Annotated in this window: 23 protein-coding genes, 1 tRNA gene and 2 pseudogenes; 7 read left to right on the forward strand and 19 right to left on the reverse strand. The window is 68.2% G+C overall.

Going from position 1 to position 22592, the window contains the following annotated elements; all coding sequences use genetic code 11:
• Window positions 1-624: 624 nt before the first annotated feature.
• From AB0F41_RS07835 to AB0F41_RS07845, 3 genes and pseudogenes are all read right to left on the reverse strand, one after another.
• A pseudogene (locus AB0F41_RS07835) lies at window positions 625-1342 on the reverse strand (hypothetical protein).
• Window positions 1224-1478: pseudogene (locus AB0F41_RS07840) on the reverse strand (helix-turn-helix transcriptional regulator); the annotation flags it as partial. The pseudogenes AB0F41_RS07835 and AB0F41_RS07840, both read right to left, overlap by 119 nt.
• Before the next feature lie 109 nt (window positions 1479-1587).
• Window positions 1588-1660, reverse strand: a tRNA-Asn gene (locus AB0F41_RS07845).
• A 207-nt stretch (window positions 1661-1867) separates the two neighbouring features.
• On the opposite strand from AB0F41_RS07845, the gene AB0F41_RS07850 reads away from it, so the two are divergent.
• Window positions 1868-2116 carry a hypothetical protein gene (locus AB0F41_RS07850; protein WP_357422008.1) on the forward strand — a complete coding sequence of 83 codons (249 nt, stop codon included), beginning with the start codon at window positions 1868-1870 and terminating at the stop codon, window positions 2114-2116.
• Here the strand turns inward: AB0F41_RS07850 and dnaG are convergent.
• From dnaG to AB0F41_RS07865, 3 genes are all read right to left on the reverse strand, one after another.
• Entirely contained in the window at window positions 2113-4041 is a 1929-nt protein-coding gene (dnaG, locus tag AB0F41_RS07855) for a DNA primase (protein WP_357422009.1), read from the reverse strand. The two genes, AB0F41_RS07850 and dnaG, sit on opposite strands and share 4 nt — an antisense overlap.
• Window positions 4042-4119: 78 nt before the next feature.
• Window positions 4120-5364: a deoxyguanosinetriphosphate triphosphohydrolase gene (locus AB0F41_RS07860; RefSeq protein WP_357422010.1), complete on the reverse strand. Its 1245-nt coding sequence runs from the start codon at window positions 5362-5364 to the stop codon at window positions 4120-4122.
• 64 nt (window positions 5365-5428) lie between these two features.
• Window positions 5429-6109 carry a YdcF family protein gene (locus tag AB0F41_RS07865; protein WP_357422058.1) on the reverse strand — a complete coding sequence of 227 codons (681 nt, stop codon included), beginning with the start codon at window positions 6107-6109 and terminating at the stop codon, window positions 5429-5431.
• A gap of 120 nt (window positions 6110-6229) precedes the next feature.
• Here AB0F41_RS07865 and AB0F41_RS07870 point away from each other — a divergent pair, with 120 nt between their 5' ends.
• Entirely contained in the window at window positions 6230-7048 is an 819-nt protein-coding gene (locus tag AB0F41_RS07870; RefSeq protein WP_357422011.1) for a MerR family transcriptional regulator, read from the forward strand.
• Window positions 7049-7354: 306 nt separating this feature from the next.
• Window positions 7355-8257, forward strand: coding sequence for a cutinase family protein (locus tag AB0F41_RS07875; RefSeq protein WP_357422012.1), 903 nt, complete (start codon window positions 7355-7357; stop codon window positions 8255-8257).
• Between the two features lie 86 nt (window positions 8258-8343).
• On the opposite strand, the gene AB0F41_RS07880 is transcribed toward AB0F41_RS07875, so the two are convergent.
• The gene (locus tag AB0F41_RS07880; protein ID WP_357422013.1) at window positions 8344-9021 is read right to left on the reverse strand and encodes an MBL fold metallo-hydrolase; all 678 of its coding nucleotides are present in this window, start codon (window positions 9019-9021) and stop codon (window positions 8344-8346) included.
• Between the two features lie 63 nt (window positions 9022-9084).
• Window positions 9085-10470 (reverse strand): glycine--tRNA ligase, encoded by a 1386-nt coding sequence (locus AB0F41_RS07885; protein WP_357422014.1) that lies wholly within the window; start codon window positions 10468-10470, stop codon window positions 9085-9087.
• Between the two features lie 221 nt (window positions 10471-10691).
• Between AB0F41_RS07885 and AB0F41_RS07890 the strand changes: the two genes are divergently transcribed.
• Both AB0F41_RS07890 and AB0F41_RS07895 read left to right on the forward strand, forming a co-directional pair.
• Window positions 10692-11045, forward strand: coding sequence for a metalloregulator ArsR/SmtB family transcription factor (locus AB0F41_RS07890; RefSeq protein ID WP_357422015.1), 354 nt, complete (start codon window positions 10692-10694; stop codon window positions 11043-11045).
• Window positions 11046-11048: 3 nt separating this feature from the next.
• Window positions 11049-11489, forward strand: a complete 441-nt coding sequence (locus AB0F41_RS07895; RefSeq protein WP_357422016.1) for a Fur family transcriptional regulator — start codon at window positions 11049-11051, stop codon at window positions 11487-11489.
• 79 nt (window positions 11490-11568) lie between these two features.
• On the opposite strand, the gene AB0F41_RS07900 is transcribed toward AB0F41_RS07895, so the two are convergent.
• Window positions 11569-12546, reverse strand: a complete 978-nt coding sequence (locus AB0F41_RS07900) for a hypothetical protein (protein ID WP_357422017.1) — start codon at window positions 12544-12546, stop codon at window positions 11569-11571.
• 104 nt (window positions 12547-12650) lie between these two features.
• On the opposite strand from AB0F41_RS07900, the gene AB0F41_RS07905 reads away from it, so the two are divergent.
• Entirely contained in the window at window positions 12651-13298 is a 648-nt protein-coding gene (locus AB0F41_RS07905) for a TetR/AcrR family transcriptional regulator (RefSeq protein WP_357422018.1), read from the forward strand.
• Window positions 13299-13305: 7 nt separating this feature from the next.
• Here the strand turns inward: AB0F41_RS07905 and AB0F41_RS07910 are convergent, their stop codons facing one another.
• The 4 genes from AB0F41_RS07910 to AB0F41_RS07925 form a co-directional block, all read right to left on the reverse strand.
• Complete coding sequence (locus AB0F41_RS07910) at window positions 13306-13731, reverse strand: hypothetical protein (RefSeq protein ID WP_357422019.1); 426 nt, start codon at window positions 13729-13731, stop codon at window positions 13306-13308.
• Window positions 13728-14543 carry an isoprenyl transferase gene (locus AB0F41_RS07915; RefSeq protein WP_357422020.1) on the reverse strand — a complete coding sequence of 272 codons (816 nt, stop codon included), beginning with the start codon at window positions 14541-14543 and terminating at the stop codon, window positions 13728-13730. The genes AB0F41_RS07910 and AB0F41_RS07915 overlap by 4 nt, the downstream gene beginning before the upstream one ends.
• Before the next feature lie 72 nt (window positions 14544-14615).
• Complete coding sequence (recO, locus tag AB0F41_RS07920; protein WP_357422021.1) at window positions 14616-15437, reverse strand: DNA repair protein RecO; 822 nt, start codon at window positions 15435-15437, stop codon at window positions 14616-14618.
• 57 nt (window positions 15438-15494) lie between these two features.
• Window positions 15495-15965, reverse strand: a complete 471-nt coding sequence (locus AB0F41_RS07925) for a cupin domain-containing protein (RefSeq protein WP_357422022.1) — start codon at window positions 15963-15965, stop codon at window positions 15495-15497.
• A gap of 107 nt (window positions 15966-16072) precedes the next feature.
• Here AB0F41_RS07925 and AB0F41_RS07930 point away from each other — a divergent pair, with 107 nt between their 5' ends.
• Window positions 16073-16999 carry a LysR family transcriptional regulator gene (locus AB0F41_RS07930; RefSeq protein ID WP_357422023.1) on the forward strand — a complete coding sequence of 309 codons (927 nt, stop codon included), beginning with the start codon at window positions 16073-16075 and terminating at the stop codon, window positions 16997-16999.
• Window positions 17000-17017: 18 nt separating this feature from the next.
• Here AB0F41_RS07930 and AB0F41_RS07935 read toward each other — a convergent pair whose 3' ends face one another.
• From AB0F41_RS07935 to AB0F41_RS07960, 6 genes are read right to left on the reverse strand one after another with little or no spacing between them, the layout of a single operon-like run.
• A complete protein-coding gene (locus tag AB0F41_RS07935) occupies window positions 17018-18259 on the reverse strand; it encodes a cytochrome P450 (RefSeq protein WP_357422024.1) in 1242 nt (413 codons plus the stop codon).
• Window positions 18256-19539, reverse strand: a complete 1284-nt coding sequence (locus AB0F41_RS07940; protein ID WP_357422025.1) for a cytochrome P450 — start codon at window positions 19537-19539, stop codon at window positions 18256-18258. Before AB0F41_RS07940 ends, AB0F41_RS07935 begins: the two co-directional genes overlap by 4 nt.
• Complete coding sequence (locus AB0F41_RS07945; RefSeq protein WP_357422059.1) at window positions 19536-20093, reverse strand: ATP/GTP-binding protein; 558 nt, start codon at window positions 20091-20093, stop codon at window positions 19536-19538. Before AB0F41_RS07945 ends, AB0F41_RS07940 begins: the two co-directional genes overlap by 4 nt.
• A gap of 52 nt (window positions 20094-20145) precedes the next feature.
• Window positions 20146-20505, reverse strand: coding sequence for a DUF742 domain-containing protein (locus tag AB0F41_RS07950; protein WP_357422026.1), 360 nt, complete (start codon window positions 20503-20505; stop codon window positions 20146-20148).
• Window positions 20502-20915: a roadblock/LC7 domain-containing protein gene (locus tag AB0F41_RS07955; protein ID WP_357422027.1), complete on the reverse strand. Its 414-nt coding sequence runs from the start codon at window positions 20913-20915 to the stop codon at window positions 20502-20504. The genes AB0F41_RS07950 and AB0F41_RS07955 overlap by 4 nt, the downstream gene beginning before the upstream one ends.
• 2 nt (window positions 20916-20917) lie before the next feature.
• Window positions 20918-22477: an ATP-binding protein gene (locus tag AB0F41_RS07960; protein ID WP_357422028.1), complete on the reverse strand. Its 1560-nt coding sequence runs from the start codon at window positions 22475-22477 to the stop codon at window positions 20918-20920.
• Window positions 22478-22592: the final 115 nt, after the last annotated feature.

The following is a 22592-nucleotide window of genomic DNA, read 5'->3' on the forward strand; positions in this document are numbered from 1 at the left end:
ACGAGTTGTCTGCCCTGACAGCTGATCACGCTCAGGCAAAGGCACAGGTATCACCGGACTCGAACCCGGGAGCCGATCAACACTCATTCACAATCCCTCGCCTACAGCATGCCGGCGGTAGCTGATCTGACTCGCCTGCTTTCCAGTAGCTTGCCAGCTCAAACACATTCATGCAACCGACCGGTATTTATTTGCTGGGGCCACCGTCAAGGTGTCCCGGAGATCGGAGCGCTGCACCCGAGCCGGGAGCTCCGCCGCGCTCGAAATCATGACCGGCCCGGCCCTGACGGTCGCTATCCGCTCCGGTGAATGCTGACCCACACTTCCCCGTACAGAGGAACAATGAGGTTCGATACCGTGCGGATGAACTCGGACGAGCGCCTCGACACCCGAACCCGCCCGGAACGTCGGAGGACCCGGCCCGGAGTCGTTTTCGTCGCGGATCACAGGTGTTTGCCAGCTGTACGCGCAATGGCCTACGACCCCACCGCACTCCCCGGCCCGAACCTGTCCCACCCCGACGACCGGCGCTCGTCGGGGGGCGACGACCCGACGGCGTTTCGATCAGTACCGGGCCTCGGCGCCGGCGGAATGCCAGGGAGCGTACTGACCACGCCGCCGGCACTATTCGCCGATGTGGTGGGTTGCCGGTCGTTCGAGCGCGGTGGACTGGTCTTGCAGGTTGGTGGCGGCCCAGCCGGCGAGCAGGGCGATCGCGTCGGCCGACGGCGATCCGGGTTGAGGGCAGTAGAAGGTGACGGCCAGGCCCGGGTCGGCGGGTAGCGGCATGGCTTCCCGGCCCAGGGTGAGGTCGCCGACCACGGGGTGGTGGAATCGCTTCACGCCGTTGTGGTGCAACCGCACATTGTGCTTGGCCCACCGAACCAGGAATTCGTCGCTGCGGGTAGATAGTTCGCCTACTAGATCGGAGATGCCCCGGTCGCAGGTCGCGCCCGGCGTCGATGCGCAAGAGATCGGCCACGCCGTCGGCTACCTGGTCCCAGTCGAGGAAGAACTCGCGGGCGTGCGGGTCGAGGAAGCAGAACCGCACGATGTTCACCGGTCGGCGCGGGCCGGGGCGCGGGGGGCCCGGGCCGGATCGTCTTGGCGCGGCGTGGGCGTGCCCGTTGCGGGCGAGTGAGGAGGCTGCGGTGCAGGTCGAACAGGTGCGAGCGTTCGGCCTCGTCGAGTTGCAGGGCGCGGGCCATGGCGTCGAAGACCGGTTCGGAGACTCCGGTAACTTTTCCTCGTTCGATCTGGGTGTAGTAGTCCACCGACAATCCGGCCAGGGTGGCGACCTGTTGGCGGCGCAGCCCGGGCACCCGTCGTTTGGCGGCGTCATATACGGGCAACCCCACCCATTCCGATGTGGGCTCACCGGCTGGCTGAACCCTGCCTGCGGCGGTATACCGTCCAGCGTCGCGTGTCCGCAGAGTCAGGGCCACCGTCAGCACGACCCCGGGAAAAATGATCGCCATGGCGTTCGACTGGATAAAAGTCCGGGGCGGAAACTTGGGGTATTTTTGGGTGATCAGCCAAAAGAAAAGCAGGTCAAGCCTGACTATCGGGCCTGACCTGCGGTTTCTGCTCCCCCAACTGGACTCGAACCAGTAACCTGCCGATTAACAGTCGGCTGCTCTGCCAATTGAGCTATAGGGGATTGCTCACCGGCCCCGCCCGTACCGGGCTGGCCGAGAGGAAACTTTAGCGTATGGGTGCGCGCGCGCCCAAATCGCGGGGTCGGGCCCAAGGGCGGGCGGGAAAACCGGCGTTGAGCGGCCGGTCCGTCGGCGGCGTCGGATCGACAGGTGTCGGTGCGGTCGGGCAGGATGGGGCGGCACGGACTACTGGGAGGAGCTCGACCGAAATGCTGCGGTTGATCATCGGTATCGCTGCCGGTTATGTACTGGGCAGTAAGGCCGGGCGGGCGCGCTATGAGCAGATCAGCGCCAGTGCCCGTGCGGTGGCCGGCAGCCCGGTGACACGCAAGCTGGTGATGGTGAGCCGACAGCGACTGTCGGACCGGTTGAGCACCCGGCCGAAACTGGAGCCGATGGAGCCGCTGGACGAGCGGACCACGGTGATGGTGCCGCAGGATCAGCTGCGACGGCGTTAACCGGCGGCCGGGTGGCTGTCGTTGCCCATGGCCTGTGCGAGCAGGCTCTTGCGGTACTGCTCCAGCGCCACCAGGTCGCCGAACAGGGCCATATAGGTGTCCGGGTCGTCCACCGAGGACACCCGGTGCAGGCGGGATTTGAGTTCCGCGATCTGACGCCCGACCAGCGCGGCCTGGGCGTTGGCCAGCACCCCGGTGATGAAGCGTGGGATATCGTTCGTCGTTTTCACCGGTAGCGGCTCACTGGCCAGTTCCGAGATCATGGCGCGGAGGGTGAGGTCGTCGCTGCGGTCGCCGATCGCATGGATCCAGTCGGCACCCGACAACCCGGCCGCCACCCCGCCCGCTTCGGCCATGAGCCGGCGTACGGCGATATAGGCGGGATGGGTGAAGGCGTCGGCCTCCAGGGCGTCGAACGCCGGTCCCGCGATCTCCGGATACTGCAGTCCCGCCGCGAGGGCCTGACGCTGTGAACGCAGGACGGGGTCCCGGGGGTCGGGACGGGCCGCCGCCTGGGACGGGCCGGCCTGTTCGTTGCGATTGGCCCGCGCGGGAGGCGCGGCCGCCGCACCGCGGATCTTGCGGGCCTCCTCGTCGACACGGCGGTAGACGAGCTGCGGGTCCTGCCAGCCCGTCCATTCCGCCAGCTGGGTCGCATAGCGTTTGCGCAGGCCGTGGTCCTTGATCTGCGCGACGATCGGCACCGCCCAGCGCATCACCTCGACCTGGCTGTCGTAGGTCAGCGCCCGGGTGCGGGTGTCCTCACGTTTGGCGATTTCCTGGCGCAGCGCGAAGTCGAACAGCGGTTCACGGCGGGCGACCAGATCGCGCAGGGCGGCGTCACCGGCACGTTGGCGCAGTTCACACGGGTCCTCACCGTCCGGTGTAACCACTACGTAGGTCTGGCCGGACACCTTCTGATCGCCGAGGAACGCCTTGAGCGCGGCGGCCTGGCCGGCCGCGTCGCCGTCGAAGGTGAAGATGATCTCGCCGCGCCAGAAGTTGTCGTCCATCAGCAGTCGGCGCAGTGCGGAGAAATGGTCGTCGCCGAACGCCGTTCCGCAGGCCGCGACCGCGGTTTTCACCCCGGCCAGATGCATCGCCATGACATCGGTGTAGCCCTCGACCACCACCGCCTGATGGCTTTTGGCGATCTCGCGTTTGGCGTGGTCGAGCCCGAACAGCACCTGGGATTTCTTGTACAGCAGCGTTTCCGGCGTATTGACGTACTTACCGGGCATGGTGTCGTCGTCGAACAGTTTGCGGGCGCCGAAACCGATCACATCGCCGCCGAGGTTGCGGATCGGCCAGAGCAGCCGCCGGTGGAAGCGGTCGATCGGCCCGCGGCGCCCCTGCTTCGACAGGCCCGCCGCCTCCAGCTCCTTGAAATCGAACCCCCGGTTCAGGAGATGTTTGGTGAGGATGTCCCAGCCGTCGGGGGCGTATCCGCACCCGAACTGGGTCCACGCGGCCTCGTCGAAATGGCGGTCGGTGAGGTATTTGCGGGCCACGGTGGCGTCGGGGCCGCGTAACCGCTCCATATAGAACTCGTGCGCGGCGGCGTTGGCGGCGACCAGCCGGGAGCGGGTCCCGCGGTCGCGCTGGACCGACGTGCCGCCGCCCTCGTAGTCGATCCGGTAGCCGAGCCGGTCGGCGAGCTGTTCGACCGCCTCCACGAAGCCGATGTGCTCGATCTTCTGCAGGAACGCGTAGACGTCGCCGCCCTCACCGCAGCCGAAACAGTGGAAGAGGCCGAGGTGGGGACGTACGTGGAAGGACGGGGATTTCTCATCGTGGAACGGGCACAGACCGCGTATCGACTGCGGTCCCGCGTTCTTGAGCGTGACGTACTCGCTCACCACGTCCTCGATCCGGACACGCTCCCGAATGGCGGTGATATCGCGAGCTGGTATTCGTCCGGTCACGGAAGTCGAGTCTAGAGGGCACCGCCGGGCGGACCCCATCCGCAGCCGTCGCAGGGCCGGAACCGCTGCGGGGCAGGTTCACAGCCCCGACGCGACGCGTTCCAGCCGGCTCTCGGTGTAGGAGGCGATCTGGTCGGCGATCACCCGCACCCGGGCGGTGTCGTCGGCCGCGGCCTCCCACCACGGTTGCAGGATCGCGTCCAGAGCGGTGGGCCCGGTGGCCAGCAGATGTTCGGCGACGGCGGTGAGCCGGTCCCGCTGTTCGGCCTGTCGCAGCTTGTGGTCGGAATCGGACATCACGTAGCGCAGCGCCACGGTCTTCAGGATCGCGACCTCGGCCGCGGCGACCGGGGGAACCACCAGGTCGGCGGAGTAGCGGGCCGGTGTACCCGGCCAGGCTTCGCGGGTCGCCACCACCGCCGCGTTCGCGAACCGGCCGACGAGTTCGCTGGTCAGCCGTTTCAGCGCCACCGAACTGGTGAGGGTGGCGTCGTAGGTGAAGACGTCGGCCACCACCGGCAGCGCCGACAGCCGCTGCGCCGCCGCCACCAGATCATCGATCGTCAGGTCGCGGTGCTGGACGTGCCCGAGTTCGGCGAGCGCCGCCCGCTCCACCGGGTCGGCCAGCGCCCGCAGATCGATCCGCCCGGCGATGATGCCGTCCTCGACATCGTGCACGGAGTAGGCGACATCATCGGACCAGTCCATGACCTGGCATTCCAGCGCGGGCCGGCGCTCCGGCGCATCCTTGCGGACCCAGGCAAGCCGCTCGGCGTCGACCGCGTAGGCGCCGAATTTGCCACCCGGCTCGATCCGCTGCCACGGATATTTGATCGCCGCGTCGAGCGCGGCGCGGGTGAGGTTGAGACCCGCGCTGCTGCCGTCGGAGTCGAGCACCTTCGGTTCGAGCCGGGTGAGGATGCGCAGGTTCTGGGCGTTGCCCTCGAAACCGCCGGCGTCGGTGGCGAACATATCCAGTGCCTTCTCGCCGTTGTGCCCGTAGGGCGGGTGCCCGATATCGTGGGCCAGGCCGGCCAGCTCGGCCAGGTCCGGATCACACCCGAGGCCGTCGGCGATACCGCGCCCGATCTGCGCGACCTCCAGCGAATGGGTGAGCCGGGTTCGGGGCGTATCGCCTTCACGCGGCCCCATCACCTGGGTTTTATCCGCCAGGCGGCGGAGTGCGGCCGAATGCAGTACCCGGGCACGGTCACGCGCGAATTCGCTGCGGTGACCGTTACCGGAGACACCCGGATCGACCAGGCCCGCCGTTTTGGGCGCCTCGGTGACCAGGCGTTCGCGGTCGTGCTCGGTGTAGCTCATCGCACGAGTCTGCCACCGGGGGGTGACCGGTCGGCGGGTGCGGCGACACCGGCGGGTGAAGGGCTCACTGCCCGGCGGTATAGGAGAAATCCGCCGAGAAATGCGTGAGCTGGTACCAGAGCAGCGCCGCGGTCTCGCGGGTGATGCCGTGCGCCTGCGATTCCCGGGTGTACACGGCGGGGCCGGTACGGGTGGGCGCGGTCCAGGCGTCGATACCGGCGTCGCGGGCCATGGTGCGGGTGCGCAGCGAATGCCACGGGTCGCTGACCAGCACCGCGGAGCCCAATCCGCGGTCGTGCATCGCGGCGGCCACGGCCTCCACACTGCGCAGGGTGTCGGATCCGGTTTCCACGGCGAGGATGGAGTCCTCCGGGATACCGGCCTCCATCAGGTACATCTTCCCGGACGCGGCCTCGGTGTAGAGATCGCCGTCCTGTTTACCGCCGACCGTGATCACCAGATCCGAGACGCCCTGCTCGTACAGTTTCTCCGCCTGGTAGAGCCGCGCCTCGAACACCGACGACGGTGTGCCCGAGTACTGGGCGGCCCCCAGCACCACGATGGCGTCGGCCGGGGTGTAGTCCTCGATCCGCGCCACCTGCCACACCCGCACCGCAGTACCGCCGAGCAGCACCAGCCCGACCACCAGGGCTCCGCCGATCAGACGACCGCCCCAGCGCACGATCGCGGCGCCGATCCCGCGCGAACGCCCGGAATCGGCACGCGAGTCCGGTCGAGTACGCACTGGCGCCCAAGTCACGTCACAAGTCTGCCAGGCGGGCCCAGGGCCGGGAACACGGCGCGCTCGGCGGACCGCCGCCGCCTTGACCCTCTCCCCGTGTCAGACCATAGAACCGGAGGCGTCATGTTGAGTATCGGAGATTTCGCCCGGCACGGGCAGGTGTCGGTTCGCATGCTGCGCCACTACGACCGGCTCGGGTTGCTGGTACCCGACCGCGTGGACCCGGTGAGCGGCTACCGCTACTACGAGGCCGGGCAACTGGCACGGCTGAACCGGATCATCGCGCTGAAGGGACTCGGACTCACCCTGGAGCAGGTGGGCCGGGTCCTGGACGACGCGGTGACCGGACCGGAACTGCGCGGCATGCTCACGCTGCGCCGCGCCGAGATCGAGCAGCGGATCACCGCCGATCGAAACCGGCTCACCCAGGTCGAGGCGAGACTCCGGGTTATCGAAAGGGAGGGCGCCATGCCTACCGACGAGATCGTCATCAAATCCGTCCCCGCGGTCCGGGTGGCCGAACGCAGCACCGTGGTCGCCGATTTCACTCCGGAGGCGATCGGCCCCGCGGTGGAGCAGCTGTTCACGGACCTGTGCGCCGGGCTGGACCGGGCGGGTGTCGGGATCATCGGACCCGCCGTCGTCTACTACGACCAGCGCCCCGACGGGTCGCTGCTGGCGCACGCCGCGATGCCGGTCGCCGCCGAACCCGGTGACACACCCGATTACACGGTCGTCGACCTCCCCGCGATGCCGCTGGCCGCCACCCAGATCCACCGCGGCAGCATGGACGGCGCCCTGGAACCCCATCAGGATCTCACCCGGTGGATCGAGGAGAACGGGTACCGCACCGCAGGCGCGGGCCGTGAGGTCACGCTGGTCTGGGATGTGGACGAGAACAAATGGGTCACCGAACTCCAGGAACCGGTGGCGCGCATCTGATCCGGACCCGGTGCCGCCGCGGCTGGGCGGCACCGGGCCGCCGGCAAGTCCATCGCCAACCCGCGCGCGTGTGAATATCGCGTTGATCTGTGGCGAACACGGGTAGATTTCACACGCCGAAACAATCGTATTTGTGATTTGCTATAGACGGCGAGTTCCGCTGCGCGCCGGAGAACCTCCGGCCGCCGTGGGCCCGCCGTTCGTACGTGTCGGCCGCATCGTCGCGGCATGCCCGTCGACTGTTTTGGGAACACTGGGAACAGATGAACGGCCGGTGGCCGTCTCGGTGAGCACATGGAGTACACGATGTTTCCTCGATGGAAGAGCGCCACCGCCGGTCTGGCGGTCACCCTCGCCTCGGTCCTCGCGCCCGCGGTCGCCACGACCGCCCACGCCACACCCGCGCATTGCCCGGGTCTGTACGTGGTGGCGATCCCCGGCACCTGGGAGACCTCGAAGGCCGACCCCGGCAAGGGCATGCTGGCCGCGGTCGCCGACGGCCTGCCCCGCGGCGCCTACAGCGACTATGTCGCCTATACGGCCACGGCCTTCCCGTGGGAGGGCGAGGTCTACGGCCGCTCGAAGAACGAGGCCATCTCCGGGGCCAAAGGTCTCATCTCCGAGGTCGCGGGCCGCTGCGGCAACACCCGTTTCGCGCTGCTCGGGTACAGCCAGGGCGCGGACGCCGCCGGCGACCTCGCCTCCGAGATCGGCACCGGGCTCGGTATCGTCCCCGCCGACCGGGTCGCCCTGGTCGGCCTGATCGCCGATCCGCGCCGCTCCCCCGCCGATGTCCTCATCGGCCCGCCGGTTCCCGGCTCCGGCGCGGGCGGCCCACGCCTCACCGGTTTCGGCTGGCTGAGCAACCGCACCTACACCTTCTGCGCGGTCGGCGACCTGTACTGCTCCACCCCCGACGGCGATTTCGCGGCCCGGATCGCGGGCTTCTTCGCCCAGGTGTCCAACGCCGACCCCTCCCAGTTCGGCAACTACCACTCACTGGGGGTGGAGTTGCTGAACGACGCCCTGGCCGCCGGCGGTCTGGGTCTGCTGCACGATCAGCTCAACAACGACGCCTACGAAGAGCGTAAGAAGCAGGTCGACGATTTCGTGAAATCCGGCATCCACCAGAGCTACCCGACCTACCGGGTAGCCGGTGGGGCCACTGCCCTGTCCTGGCTGCGCGGGCAGCTGGCCGGCCTGGCCTGACCCCACTCACCGCCCTCGGCGGCGTGGGCCCCCTCCGGCCGCACGCACCGAGGGCGGTGTCATGTCCACCGCCGGACCCCGGCGGGTCACCAGCCCCGGCTCTGCCAGTCCCCCAGTCGCGGACGCTCGGCGCCGAGGGTGGTGTCGTCCCCGTGGCCCGGGTAGACCACCGTGTCGTCGCCGTAGCGGCCGAACAGTTTGGTGGTCACGTCCGCCAGCAGAGTGGCGAAATCCTCTGGGCGCCAAGTTTTTCCGATACCACCCGGAAACAGGCAGTCGCCGGTGAACAGGTGGGCGCGGCCGAAGCCGTCGGTGAGGACCAGGGTCACCGATCCCGGGGTGTGACCGACCAGGTGGATGACGTCCAGGGTGAGGTCGCCGACGGTGACCGTATCGCCCTCGGCCAGGATGCGCTGCGGGGTCACCGGGAGCGGGTCGGCGTCGAGTGCGTGGGCGGCGGTGGGGGCGCCGGTGGATTCGGCGACGGCGGTGAGGGCCTGCCAGTGGTCGGCGTGCTGGTGGGTGGTGACGATGAGGTCGATACCGTGGGTGGCTTCCTGGCCGATGAGCGCGAGAATGCGGTCCGCGTCGTTGGCGGCGTCGATCAGCAGGGTCGCGCCGGTGGTGGCGCATTGGATCAGGTAGGTGTTGTTGTCCATCGGGCCGACCGACATCTTGGTCACCCGGGCGCCCGGGACCTCGCGGCGCTGCGCGGCGCCGCCGGGTTCGACATGGCCGGTGTAGGACTTTTCGATGGTGATCACCCCCCGATGCTATCGAGGAGCGGAAGTCCCTCGCTCCCGCCGAAGCGGGAACGAGGGACACGGTCAGCAGCCGAGCAGGCGCTGGGCCAGATAACCCTCGACCTGGTCGAGGGCGATCCGCTCCTGGGCCATGGTGTCGCGCTCGCGCACCGTGACCGCCTGATCGTCGAGGGTATCGAAATCGACCGTGATGCAGAACGGGGTACCGATCTCGTCCTGGCGGCGGTAGCGGCGGCCGATCGCGCCGGCATCGTCGAATTCGATATTCCAGTTGCGGCGCAGCCGGGCGGCGAGATCCTTGGCCTTCGGGGTGAGGTCGGCATTGCGCGACAGTGGCAGCACCGCGGCCTTCACCGGGGACAGACGGCGGTCCAGACGCAGCACGGTGCGGGTATCCACGCCGCCCTTGGCGTTGGGCGCCTCGTCCTCGGCGTAGGCGTCGACCAGGAACGCCATCAGCGACCGGGTCAGACCGGCGGCGGGCTCGATGACGTACGGGACGTAGCGTTCCTCGGTGGTCTGGTCGTAGTAGCTCAGTTCCGCGCCGGAATGCTTGGCGTGCGTGGACAGGTCGTAATCGGTGCGGTTGGCGATACCTTCCAGCTCGCCCCATTCACCGCCCTGGAAGCCGAACCGGTACTCGATATCGGTGGTGCCGGCGGAGTAGTGGGAGAGCTTCTCCTTCGGATGCTCGAACAGGCGCAGGTTCTCCGGATCGATACCGAGGTCGGTGTACCAGGCGAAACGGGTATCGATCCAGTATTTGTGCCATTCGGCGTCCTCACCCGGCTTGACGAAGAACTCCATCTCCATCTGCTCGAACTCGCGGGTGCGGAAGATGAAATTGCCGGGGGTGATCTCGTTGCGGAAACTCTTGCCGATCTGGGCGATACCGAACGGCGGCTTCTTACGCGCGGTGGTCATCACATTGGCGAAGTTCACGAAGATGCCCTGCGCGGTCTCCGGACGCAGATAGTGCAGTCCCTCTTCGTCGTCGACCGGGCCCAGGTAGGTCTTGAGCAGGCCGGAGAAGTTGCGGGGTTCGGTCCATTTGCCGGGCTGGCCGGTTTCCGGATCGTTGATATCGGCCAGGCCGTTGGCGGGCGGGCGGCCGTGTTTGGCCTCGTAGGCCTCGAGCAGGTGATCGGCCCGGTACCGCTTGTGGGTGTGCAGGGATTCCACCAGCGGATCGGAGAAGGTTTCCACATGGCCGGAGGCGACCCAGACCTGCCGCGGGAGGATCACCGAGGAGTCGAGGCCGACCACATCGTCGCGGCCGGTGACCATGGTGCGCCACCACTGCTTCTTGATGTTGTCCTTCAACTCGACGCCGAGCGGACCGTAGTCCCACGCCGATTTGGTACCGCCGTAGATCTCACCACACGGGTACACCAGCCCCCGGCGCTTGGCGAGGTTGGCAACGGTGTCCACCTTCGACTTGGGTGCCACGCGAGATTTCTCCATCCACTACGAATCGCCAGTAGTTACACCGCCCGGATCGAGCGGCGTGATCACAGCTGCACACGGCGGTTGCCCACGGCCGTGACACGAACGATCCTGTACAGCTTATCGGCCGATGCCACCGGGTTTCGCACCCACCACGGCATGGACATTTGACATGCGTATCCGTGCATATCAAAATGGGACCGGTTTCCAATAAGGAGTGGACCATGACAACCGATACCGCCGCCGTCGGGCAGCACAACCCCTACCGCTCCCCCGCGCCGGTCCCGATACCCGCCCGGGCCGTCCTGGAGAACGCCGGTGAGCTGCTGCGCGCACTCGCGGCCCCCGTTCGCATTGCCATCGTGCTACAACTGCGGGAGTCGCCGCGCTGTGTGCACGAACTGGTGGATGCCCTCGGTGTCACGCAACCGCTGGTCAGCCAGCACCTGCGGATCCTCAAATCGGCCGGGGTGGTGCACGGTGAGCGTTCGGGCCGCGAGGTCCTCTACGAACTCGTCGATGACCATCTTGCGCATATCGTGGTCGACGCAGTCGCGCACGCCGAAGAAGAAGGGTAATTCGTGTCCGAGAACCTGGTCACCGGCAAAGGGGCCGCTACGGGGAGAGCAGTCGGTGTTCGCACCACGCGGCAACGCAACGCGGTCGCCGCACTACTCGAGGACATCGACAGGTTCCGTTCGGCCCAGGAGCTACACGACGAACTGCGGCGCCGCGGCGAGGGCATCGGCCTGACCACCGTCTACCGGACACTGCAGTCGCTGGCCGACGCCGGGATGGTGGACGTGCTGCGCACCGATAACGGTGAGTCGGTCTACCGGCAGTGCTCGACCGGGCACCATCACCATCTGGTCTGCCGGCACTGCGGCCGCACGGTGGAGGTCGCGGGACCCACCGTCGAAGCGTGGGCGGCCAGTACCGCCTCCAGCCACGGGTTCACCGATGTCAGCCACACCCTGGAGATCTTCGGCAGCTGCCACGCCTGCTCCGCGATGGGCCGGTGACGCGGACACCGTGAGTACTAGGCGACAGGGCCGCTACCGAGAACGGTAGCGGCCCTGTCGCCGTGCCGGCGGTATCGCCTCAGGCGGCCACCGGGACCGCCTCGGAGGTGGCGGGTTCCGGATCGGTGCGACGGCTGTCGCGGATCACGCCGATCCCCAGCAGAACCAGCGCGAGGGCCGCCCAGGCCAGCAGAACCAGCAGCGGTTTCAGCGCACCGGCGCCGTCGAAGAACGCGACCGAACGGATCAGCGAGGCGGCGGCACCCGGCGGCAGCAGCTGGCCGACCGTGCCCCACGGCCGGGGCAGCAGTTCCGGAGCCGAGGTGGCCGCCGAGAACGGGTTGCCGATCAGCAGCATCGTCAGCGCGGCGACACCGATACCGGCTCGTCCGATCACCGTCGCCAGCCCCGACACGGTTCCGGCGACAGCGAACGAGACCAGTCCGGCCACCGCCGACAGCGCCAGGTAGGAACCGGGGACGATGGACAACCAGGTCTGGGTGACGAGCATGCTCAGCAGTCCGCCGGCGATCCCGAAGGTGAGTGCGCCGACGATCCGGCCGGTGGCGGTGGGAATCAGCAGCGACAGCAGGACACCTCCGGCGATACCGGCCATCACCAGCGGCAATGCCATGGTCCCGAATCCCATACCGCGCGGATCGTCGGGATCACCCGGCACCACGTCCTCGATCTGCGCGGCCGGAGCGCCGGACATCTGCTGACCGATCTGGGTGAGCTGCTGAGCGACCGCGGGGCTGGCCCCGGTGGCGATCAGCAGCTGGGGCGCCCCGTTGCCGGTGACGATCGCACCGTAGACCTCGCGGTCGGCGATGGCCTCCCGGGCCGCCGCCGCGTCGGCGACGGTGGTGACCTCGAAGGCGTCCGGGTTCTGGCCGGTGAGCCGCTGTTCCACCATCGCCGCCTGCGGTCCCGCGACGGCCAGCGGCAGATCGCGCGGCGCGATATTGGTGGCGGGCCAAGCGAAGGCGATGAGCATCAGCGCCTGCAGTAGAGCCGCGCCGGCCCCGATGGCGACAGCGCGCTGGATGACGTTCATGACGTTCTCCCCAGAAAATCGAAGGCTCGTTCTTTTTCGGTGACCTCACCGTCCCATCCGACCCCGAGCTTGTCAAGAACGAACATTCGTTTTACTTTGTAGGTATGCCCCGAGTCAGTGACGAACACCTGGAACGCCGCCGGCAACAGATCCTCGACGCGGCCCGGGTGTGCTTCGTCCGCAAAGGGTTCCACCAGACGTCGATGCAGGACGTGTTCACCGAATCGGGCCTGTCCGCAGGCGCGGTCTACCGGTACTTCAAAAGCAAAGACGACCTGGTCATGGCCTTGGCCACCACCGCGGCCGGTGATGTCCGCGCACGCATGCTCGAGTTCATCGAGCACGATCCGCTGCCCACACCCGCCGAACTGATCGCCCATATGACCGACTGGATCTACACCCAGAGCGGCCCCGAGGGCCGGATCCGCCTGGCTCCACAGGCCTGGTCGCTGGCCCTCACCGACGCGCAGGCCGCCATACCCGTCCGCAACACCATGACCGGTATCCGGGCCATGTGGCGCGAGTACGCGGTGCGGATGCACGACGCCGGCTGGCTGCCGGCCGACAGCGATCTCGACGCGGTAGCGGCCGCGCTCTTCGGGCTGCTACCCGGATTCGTGCTGCAACACCTGCTCATGGGCGATCTGGACAGCGATCAGTACATCCGCGGTGTCGACACCCTCTTCCCGTATGGCGACCGGCGTTATCCGGCACCCTCGCCGGCCGAAACGGCGGACGCCGCACCCGCCTGAACGAGGATCAGGGCAGCAGCCCCTTCCGCGCCTCCGCCGCTCCCCCGAGCACCAGCAGCAGCATCGTCGTGAGGGCCTGATCGTCCAGACCGGCCGCCGGGAAGGTGTAGCGCAGGATCACATCGGCCAGTTTGTCGTGCGAGATCACCGCGATCGAACCGAACTGCAACGCGGCGTTCCGTTCGCCGACCCGCTTGTGCAATTGCGGTTTCAGCGGGCGATCCCACGCCAGTACGCAGGTCAGCGACAGCACATCCAGACCCGGCGTCAGTGTGAACGCGCTCGCCGAACACAGCACACCCTGATAGTCGAAACGCAACGAACCGTCGTTGTCGACCCGGACGTCGATATCGTAGAGCCCCAGCCCGGCGCCGGCCCGGGCCTTCAACTCGATATCCGGCGCCAGCGCGCCGGAATCCGCATCACTACTCATTTGGTACCGCCGAACCGCCGGTCACGCCGGGCGTATTCGAGGCATGCCTCCCACAGATTGCGCCGATCGAAATCGGGAAACAGCGTCTCCTGATAGACGAATTCCGCATACGCCGACTGCCAGATCAGGAAATTCGAACTGCGGAACTCGCCCGAAGGCCGCAGGAAGAGATCGACATCGGGCATATCCGGTTCGTCCAGATACCGGGCCAGCACATCCTCGGTCACCTTCTCCGGATCGATCTCCCCCGCCGCCACCCGGCGCGCGACCTCCCGTGCCGCGTCGGCGATCTCGGCGCGACCCCCGTAGTTCACACACATCGTCAATGTCATGACGGTGTTGTCCGCCGTCAACTCCTGAGCGGTCTCCAGCTCACGAATCACACTGCGCCACAACCGCGGCCGCCGTCCCGCCCAGCGCACCCGGACCCCCATCTCGTGCATCTCGTCACGACGGCGCCGGATCACATCCCGGTTGAAGCCCATGAGGAACCGCACCTCATCCGGGCTGCGGCGCCAGTTCTCGGTGGAGAACGCATACGCCGACAACCACTTCACACCGATCTCGATACAGCCCTCGACGGTATCCATGAGCACGGCCTCACCCTTTTCGTGCCCGGCGGTCCGCGGTAACCCCCGCTCCTGCGCCCAGCGGCCGTTCCCGTCCATCACCAGGGCCACATGCCGCGGAACCAGCTCGGCCGGGATATCGGGCGGGGTCGCGCCGGACGGATGCGGTGACGGCGGACGGACAGTGCGGACACCGGCAGACGCGGATGCGTCCGAACCGGCGGAGTCACGACGCAGGATCACCAGAAAAGACTATCTGTGTTCATGACACCGACCGGATCGGGGCCTTCCCGCCGCCCGCGCGCTCCGGCGGTTTCAGGAACTCCCCACCGCGCCCGAGACGACACCGTCCAGATCGGCCCCGGATCCCTGCCCGGGTTCCGCGGGACCGGACCGCGATGCGGCTCCCGCACGTTCTATCAAGGGCAGGGTCCGGAGTTTGTGCTCCAGGTGCCATTGCAGGTGAGCCGCTATCAACCCGCTGGCCTGCCGTCGCGCCGAGTCCGGAATCGTCTCGACCCGGTCCCATCGGCCGTGGCGCAGTGCGAGCATATGGTCGAACACCGCAGGAGCCGGGGTGACCGCACCCGCCGGGCGGCAGTGCACACACACCGCTCCCCCGGCGCCCACATGGAATGCCCGGTGTGGGCCGGGAGTGGCGCAGCGGGCGCATTCGTCGACGGCCGGGGCCCAGCCGGCGTAATCCATGGCGCGGAGCAGGAAGGCGTCGAGAACGAGTTCGTGCGGGCGCTGCCCCTCGGCGATGGCGCGCAACGCGCCCGCGGTGAGAGTGTGCAGGCGGGGCACGGGTGCGCGTTCCTCACCGGCCAGGCGTTCCGCGGTCTCCAGCACGGCGCAGGCGGTGGTGTACCGGCCGTAATCGGCGATGATGGCGGTGGCGAACGCCTCGATCGTGTGCACCTGGGTCACGATGTCCAGACTGCGGCCGGGATGGAGTTGCACATCGATATACGCGAACGGCTCCAACCGCGCCCCGAACTTCGATTTGGTACGCCGCACCCCCTTCGCAACGGCCCGCACCACACCGTGTTCCCTGGTCAGCAACGTGACAATACGATCGGCCTCACCCAGCTTGTGCTGGCGCAGCACGACGGCATGGTCACGGTACAAGCGCACGCGACCAGTCTTGCACGTGTCGCGCCGCCGCGCGCCGGGCCATCCCGGACGGGGATGTCAGGCCGTCGGAGCTGCGAAGTGGACATCGAAACGCTGTTGATCCGGCAACAGGCTGTCGAAGTCCTCGTCCCCGTGCCGGATCCGGCCCAGCCGCCGGAAGTACTCGAATCGGTCGATCCCCGGGGTGAGGACGATCAGCAGATCCACCGGCGCATCCGGTGCGGCACCGAAGGCATGGATCGTTCCGGGCGCAATCACGACCGTACTGCCCGCGGGCGCGGTCACAGGTGTGCCGTCGAGAACGAATTCGGCGGTCCCCGCCAGGACGTAGAACATCTCCGAGGACAGCGCGTGGTGATGTGGCCCGGCCCCGGTCGCCCCGGCGCCGAGAACGAGCCGATTCGCCCCCAGTGCCCCACCGGTATCGACGGCATCGGCGAGTAGATGGAAGGCGCCGCCGTCGGGTAGGGGCACGACCTCCGCGGTCGCGGGCGGTACGAACAGGGTTTCGGGATCACGGGACGGCATACATGCTCCTTCGTTCGTGGTTGCTCTCAGTCCACACCGGGAAGAAAGGACGAACCAGACGCAGTTGTCACGTGCAGTGATCACGGATCCAGATCGGTGGAGGCGCTGTGGAATTGCGGCAGCTCGAGTACTTCGTGGCCGTCGCCGAGGAAGGTGGCTTCGGCCGGGCGGCCCGACGCCTGAACATCGTCCAGTCGGCGGTGAGTCAGCAGGTCGCACGGCTGGAGAGAGAGTTCTCGGTGCGCTTGCTCGACCGGACGACCCGGCACGTCCGGCTCACCGGTGCGGGCGAACGTCTCCTGGCCGAGGCGCGGCTCGTGCTCGCGGCCACCCAGCGGATGAGTCGTATCGCCGGAGATATCGCCGCCGGTGGTGACGGTGTGCTGCGGTTGGGCACCCTGCACGCCCCCGGTAATCGGATCTATCGCGCGTTGAACGAGCTGGCCACGATAGCCCCGCGCCTGCAGGTCCGGACGCGCAGGCTGCCGCCCGCCGAACGACTCACCGCCGTCCGGTCGGGAGAACTCGACGCCGCCTTGATTCGCGCCCTGCGGTCCGCCGCCGATCTCGAGGTGCTCGAGCTGTGGACCGATCCGCTGTACGTGGCACTACCGGCGGACCATGTACTCGCTGGGCAACCCGAGCTGCGGCTGGGACAACTCGGGAGCCTTCCGCTGCGCCTCGCCGGGCGGGACGCCAATCCGCCGTTCCAGGATCTGGTCACCGAGGGGTGCCGGACCGCGGGTATCGCCCCGCCCACCGGCCCGCCGTTCACCACGCTGCAGCAGACTCTCACCGAAATCGCCGAGGGCCCACCGTCATGGACGGTGTTCTACGAGGTCGCCGCATTGCCGACGGTCCATCGGGTGGCGATCCGCCCGCTTGCCGATCTCTCGGTGACAACGTCGCTCGCCGTCCCACCCGGGCCACCCCGCCCCGCCCTGCGCCACCTGCTCGACGCACTCCACCGGACCGCGGCGTCCGGAACCGGATCGGTGACAGGCACCGGTGACGATTCCGTGGCCGGGCCGTGAGACGCGGCAGCGGCGGCGCTATGCCCCGCCGAGCCGAACGGGGAAGGCTGCCGGGTCGTTCTGGGTGAGGACCGGGAGGTTGCCCAGTTCGCTGATCGGCATCGCGCTGCGGATATCGGGGAAACGCTCGAACAACGCCGGTACCGCGATGGCCGCCTCCAGCCGGGCCAGGGCCGCCCCGGGGCAGATATGCGGGCCGTAGCCGAAGGAGATATTGCGGTTGGCGGTCGGGCGGGTGAGGTCGAAGGTGTCCGCGTCCTCGCCGTGCAGATCGCGGTCGCGGCCGATGGCCCGGTACGACATGACGACCCCGTCGCCCCGCTCGATGGTCAGATCACCGACGGTGATGTCCTCGGTGGCGAAGCGCATCAGCAGGTGGATGACCGGGCCGTCCCAGCGCAGGGTCTCCTCGATCGCTTCTTCCCAGCTGCGGTCGCCGGAGCGGACCGCCGCCAGCTGGTCCGGGTTCGCGAGCAGGGCCCGGGTGGTGGTGATGATGAGGCTGACGGTGGTTTCGTGGCCCGCCGCCACGAGGGCTTTGAGGTTGCCGTGCACTTCGGCTTCGGTGAGCGGGGTTTCGCCCTCGGCGACATCGTGGATGAAGTCGGAGGTCAGATCGTCGGCGGGGTGGGCGGTTTTCTCCTTGATGAGTTCGGTGTAGTAGTCGTCGAGTTCGGCGTAAACCCGCATCCGCTCGTCGTGCGGAGTCAGCAGGGAGAAGAACTTCTTGTACGACTCCAGCAGCATGGTGTGGTCGCTGCGCGGGACGCCCATGAGTTCGCTGATCACCCGCATCGGCAGCGGGTAGGCGAAGATCTGCTTGAGGTCCACGGCGTCACCGCCGGCGGCGGCTTCGGCCAGATCGCCGAGGAGTTCGGCGGTGAACTGTTCGATCTTCGGGCGCAGCTCCCCCAGCCGGCGGGGCGCCAGGGCACGGGTGGTCTTGATCCGCAACCGGCGGTGTTCGGCGCCGTCGACGGTGAACATGGAGCGGCCGGCGTCGATCATCCCGATCAGCGGCCACTCCCGGGTGACGGCCCCGGACTGCCACAGATTCCACCGGGTGTGATCTTTCACCAGGCGGGGGTCGGTGAGCAGCCGGCGGGCCAGATTGTGCCGGGTGATCGTCCAGGCCGGAGCGCCGAGCAGTTCGATCTTCGTGAGCTCCGGGCCCTCGCACAGGGTCCGGGTCTCGCCCGCGAGATCGGCGACCATGGGGTCGATGGTCAGGGCCGCGGTATGCGGGCATTGCTGGCTCACGAGCCACCTCCAACAGCGGGTACGGGTGTGAAAACAACCGGAAGAGAAGTGAATCCACGCAGGAACGGCGACGGGCGCCGGACCAGGGATTCGGCGGGTACCGCCAGATCCAGGTCGGGGAGCCGGTCGAGGAGCACCTCGATACCGGTGCGCGCGATGATCTCGGCGATCTGCTGCGCCGGGTAGGGGCATCGGTATTCGCCGTGCCCGAACGCGAAATGCGCGGCGTTACCGGAATGGGCGGGGTCGGCGCCGTGCCCGCTGTACTGGCGGATATGGGGATCGGCGTTGGCCGCGGCCAGGCCGAGCAGCAGCATATCTCCGCGCCGCACCAGCACTTCGCCGAGTCGGGAATCGCGGGCGACCCAGCGTCCGGCCAGGATCTGGGTGGGGGTGTCCTCCCACAGCACCTCGGTCATCGCCTGGCCGATACTGTGCCGGGCGGCGCCGAAGGCCGCGGCGAACCGGTCGTCGACCAGCATCAGCCGGATCGAGTTGCCGATCCAGTCGGCGGTCGGCAGATGCCCGGCCGCGGTCACCGACTGCATGTTCAGGACGTATTCCTCGTCCGCGAACGGCTCCGGATGGGCGAGCATCCGCGACACCAGATCCTGACCCGGTGCGGCCTTCTTCTGCGCCAGCAGCTGCTGCATGTATTCGACGAAACGCTGGTAGGCGGCGGGCGCCTCGGGCCCGCCGTCACACAGCGCCTGCATATTCTGCGCGAGATAGGGGCCGTCGGCTTCGGGAACGCCCATGATCCAGGCCAGTGTCAGCACCGGCAGCAGTTCGGCGAACTCTTTGGCCACGTCGGCGTGCCCGCGACCGCAGAACCGGTCGATCAGGCTGTCGGCCAGATGTTCACAGGCTGTCCGCAACGCGAACGGGTCCACCGATTCCAGTGCGGGCTCCACCAGGCCCACATGCCGGGCGTGCGCGGCGCCCGCGGTGAAATAGATCCCGGGCTGGGGCCGCCCGACCATCGGCAGCAGCGGCCAATCCGGCGGGATCGCCGGCCACTGGTTCCACAGACTCGAATCCCGCGGGAACAACAGGCCGTCGGTGGTGACCTGATGCAGCTCCCGGTAGCCGATCACCAGCCACGCGGGGATCTCGCCGATGAGTTCCACCGCGACGACCGCGCCGCGCTCCGACCGCATCCGGGTGTAGAGCAGCGCGGGATCGTTGTGGAAACCCGGCCCCTCCAGCAGTACCGCTCCGGACGGACCCACCGGACAGGCCGCCGCGGATACCCCTGGGTTGTGGCCGGCCCGGGTCATGAGCCCGCCCCCGCTACCGGGGCCGGTGGCGTCTGCCGCTCGATGAGGTGTTCGACGAGCCCGATCAGCACCTGTTTGCTCGACTCCCGGGACCGCGCGTCGGTGGTGAACAGCGGCACCTGCGGGTCCAGATCGAGAGCGTCGCGGATCTCGTCGAGCGCCGGGGGGATCGGTTCGAAGGAGTTGCAGGCCACCACGAACGGGGTGCCCTGGTATTCGAGGCGATCGATGGCATACCAGGAATCGCTGATCCGGCGCGGATCCACCAGTACCACCGCGCCCAGTGTGCCGGTGAACAGCCGGTCCCACAGGAACCAGAACCGTTCCTGTCCGGGTGCGCCGAAGACGTAGAGGACGTACTCCGCACCGAGGCTGATACGCCCGAAATCGAAGGCGACGGTGGTGGTCGACTTACCGGTCACTCCGGACAGATCGTCGACGCCGACTCCCGCGTTGGTCATCACCGCCTCGGTGTCCAGCGGCTGGATCTCACTGACCGCGCGAACCATCGTGGTCTTACCCACGCCGAAACCGCCGACTACGACGATTTTCAGCGCGTGCCGCACCGAGCTGTGCAGGGGCGCCCGAGCGCGAGTGGGTCGGGCGTCAAAGGCTACGGAGTCCAACTAGCACCTTCTCGAGCATGTCGATATCGAACGTGTCACCGTAGCGGCCCGTGGCGAGTTCGGGATGGCGGACGGTGACCTTTCCCGCGTGCAGCAGATCCGCGACCAGTACCGTCGCGATACCGATCGGCAACCGCAGTTCGGCCGCGATCTCCACCACCGCGGTCGGCTGCCTGCATATCGCCAGAATGGCCATATGCTCGTGCTGCATCGCGGCGGCCGGATCGCATTCGCTCACCACCAGGGTGACCGGATCGAATTCGTCGGTGGTCGGGGCGGCGCGTCCACCGGTCAGTGTGTAGAAGCGGTCGGGCTCGTCGTCGCGGCCGGGGCGGTTCACAGCAGTCTCGCTCGGCTCCCTCGCGGCGGCGCGGAAAGATACTCGCCCACCTGCTCGATCAGGGCCGCCATCTGGGCGCCGACCAGTCCCGCGTCGGCGTCGTCGTCGGCCAGGACCGCGATCTGCGCGCCCGCTCCGGCGCCGACGATGAACAGGATCCCACCGTAGAACTCGGTCATCGACTGTCGCACCCCGCCGCGGCCGTTGCCGAATTCGGCCGAGGCGCTGCCGGCCAGGGCCTGCACTCCCGATGCGATGGCGGCGAGACGATCGGCCTGGTCCATGGTCAACCCGGCGGTATGGCACATCTGGATTCCGTCCGCCGCCAGTAGTACCGCGTGCCGCGCACCGGCGGTTTCGCTGAGTAGCCGCTGCAGCAGCCAATCCAATTGCGCTGGATCCGATGTCATCGTCATCGATCGTTCTCCCAGTCGGTTGTCAGGGAATGCCGGGACGATCGCGCGGCGTCGTTGCCGTGGATCGGTCCGCCGAACGGCTGGGAATCGTCACCGGCGCGGCCGGTGACCGCGCGCTGGAACGCACCCAGCGAGGAAGCTGCCGATCGGTGTTTCGCGGGCGAATCCTGATAGGCGTCACCGTCGAAAGCGTCGGGTTCGGGCAGACCCTCGGGGTGGGCGGCCGCCAGGGTGCTGCCCCGGCGCCGCTTCGGCAGCACGGTGGTGGTGGTCGCGTCCGTTTCCGGGGAGTCGAGCACCGGGAACCGGCCGGAACTGTGCCGCGCGCCGCCGTGCCGGCCCGGCGCGTCCGAATCGAATCCGAAGGTCGCGAGCGCATCACCGGCCGAAGGCGACGTGCGGTATCGCGATCCCGTATCGGTGAGCGCGCCGAAGGACCCGGAATCGGTATCCGGGACGGCGCCCGGCGGCAGTCCGGCCTGGGTGGCCGAATGACCGGTGGGCAGGGCGGCGGGGGTGGGCGGTTCGATCCGGGCGGTGAGCTCACGCGGGATCATCACCACCGCGGCGGTGCCGCCGATCGCGGACGGCCGGTAGCTGACCGTGAGTCCGTGTTTACGCGCGAGCCGCCCGACGACCGCCAGCCCGAACCGGGTGCCGTTCAATGAGGAAAGCCCCTCGGCCGCATCGGTTTCCGTGCCCGAAACGGTGGCCTGCGCCCGGCGCAGCGAGGATTCGCTCATCACCAGGCCGCTGTCCTCGATGGTCACCGCCACACCGGCGGGGAGTTCCGCCGCGTAGATATGCACCTCGGTGGTGGGCGGGGAGAATCGGCAGGCATTGTCGACCAGTTCGGACAGGGCGTGGATCACGCCCTCCGCCGCGTGCCCGGCGATGGCGATATCGGCGATCGCCCGCATCCGCACCCGCTGATATCCGCCGACCCGGCCGATGGAGGCACGCAGAACACGTTCCATCACAATCGGTTTGGCCCAGCGGCGGCCCGTCCGCGCACCGCTGAGAATGGCGATACTATCGGCGAGCCGGCCCGCCTGGGCCGTCGCGTGATCGAGTTTCAGCAGATCGGCGAGCACGCTCTGATCGGCGTACCGATGTTCGAGATCCTGCAGTTCGGCGAGCATGCTGGTGGTCATCGCCTGCATCCGCCCCGCGGCGTTGGCGAGGGCGGCGATGGCGGCCGACCGGCGCCGCTCGGCGGTCGCGGTGGCCTCCTTCTCCGCGAGAACCGTCTGTTCGGCGGCGACGGCACGGGCCTGCTCGCGGGCGGCCCGGTCGAGCGCGGCATCGGCGCGGCGCTGTTCCGCGCCGATCATCCCGCGGAAGTACACCGCGGTGGTGACGGCGGTGCACGCGGCCACCACGGTGACGGAGATCCATACGGCCGTGAGCATCCGGTCGGCCGGGGCCACCGAGAGCACGGCGCCGCACAGCACTCCGACGCCCACCGTCACCGAGATGCCCAGCGCCAGCGCCGGGGCCAGCCACGGCCTGCGGCCGGCCCCTCCGGCCGGGGCCGGCGCCACCGATTCATACATAGGTCGAGTACCCCCGCTCGCGCTTTGTCCTGCCGACCCCACGCCGAGCCCGCATCCGACACCCCGTCGTGTCCGTTACCGAATCGTCGGATGAAAAATGGTTTCGCTCCGGTTT

The sequence above is a fragment of the Nocardia sp. NPDC024068 genome (assembly GCF_040638875.1).
GTDB lineage: Bacteria > Actinomycetota > Actinomycetes > Mycobacteriales > Mycobacteriaceae > Nocardia.

Bases quoted from the DNA above. Each gene is read 5' to 3' on its own strand.
- AB0F41_RS07850 (WP_357422008.1), top strand. From the start codon at position 1,868: ATGCTGCGGTTGATCATCGGTATCGCTGCCGGTTATGTACTGGGCAGT.
- AB0F41_RS07875 (WP_357422012.1), top strand. From the start codon at position 7,355: ATGTTTCCTCGATGGAAGAGCGCCACCGCCGGTCTGGCGGTCACCCTC.
- AB0F41_RS07910 (WP_357422019.1), bottom strand. From the start codon at position 13,731: ATGAGTAGTGATGCGGATTCCGGCGCGCTGGCGCCGGATATCGAGTTG.
- AB0F41_RS07960 (WP_357422028.1), bottom strand. From the start codon at position 22,477: ATGTATGAATCGGTGGCGCCGGCCCCGGCCGGAGGGGCCGGCCGCAGG.
- AB0F41_RS07925 (WP_357422022.1), bottom strand. From the start codon at position 15,965: ATGCCGTCCCGTGATCCCGAAACCCTGTTCGTACCGCCCGCGACCGCG.
- AB0F41_RS07890 (WP_357422015.1), top strand. From the start codon at position 10,692: ATGACAACCGATACCGCCGCCGTCGGGCAGCACAACCCCTACCGCTCC.
- AB0F41_RS07860 (WP_357422010.1), bottom strand. From the start codon at position 5,364: ATGAGCTACACCGAGCACGACCGCGAACGCCTGGTCACCGAGGCGCCC.
- AB0F41_RS07905 (WP_357422018.1), top strand. From the start codon at position 12,651: ATGCCCCGAGTCAGTGACGAACACCTGGAACGCCGCCGGCAACAGATC.
- AB0F41_RS07955 (WP_357422027.1), bottom strand. From the start codon at position 20,915: ATGACATCGGATCCAGCGCAATTGGATTGGCTGCTGCAGCGGCTACTC.
- AB0F41_RS07940 (WP_357422025.1), bottom strand. From the start codon at position 19,539: ATGACCCGGGCCGGCCACAACCCAGGGGTATCCGCGGCGGCCTGTCCG.
- AB0F41_RS07900 (WP_357422017.1), bottom strand. From the start codon at position 12,546: ATGAACGTCATCCAGCGCGCTGTCGCCATCGGGGCCGGCGCGGCTCTA.
- AB0F41_RS07870 (WP_357422011.1), top strand. From the start codon at position 6,230: ATGTTGAGTATCGGAGATTTCGCCCGGCACGGGCAGGTGTCGGTTCGC.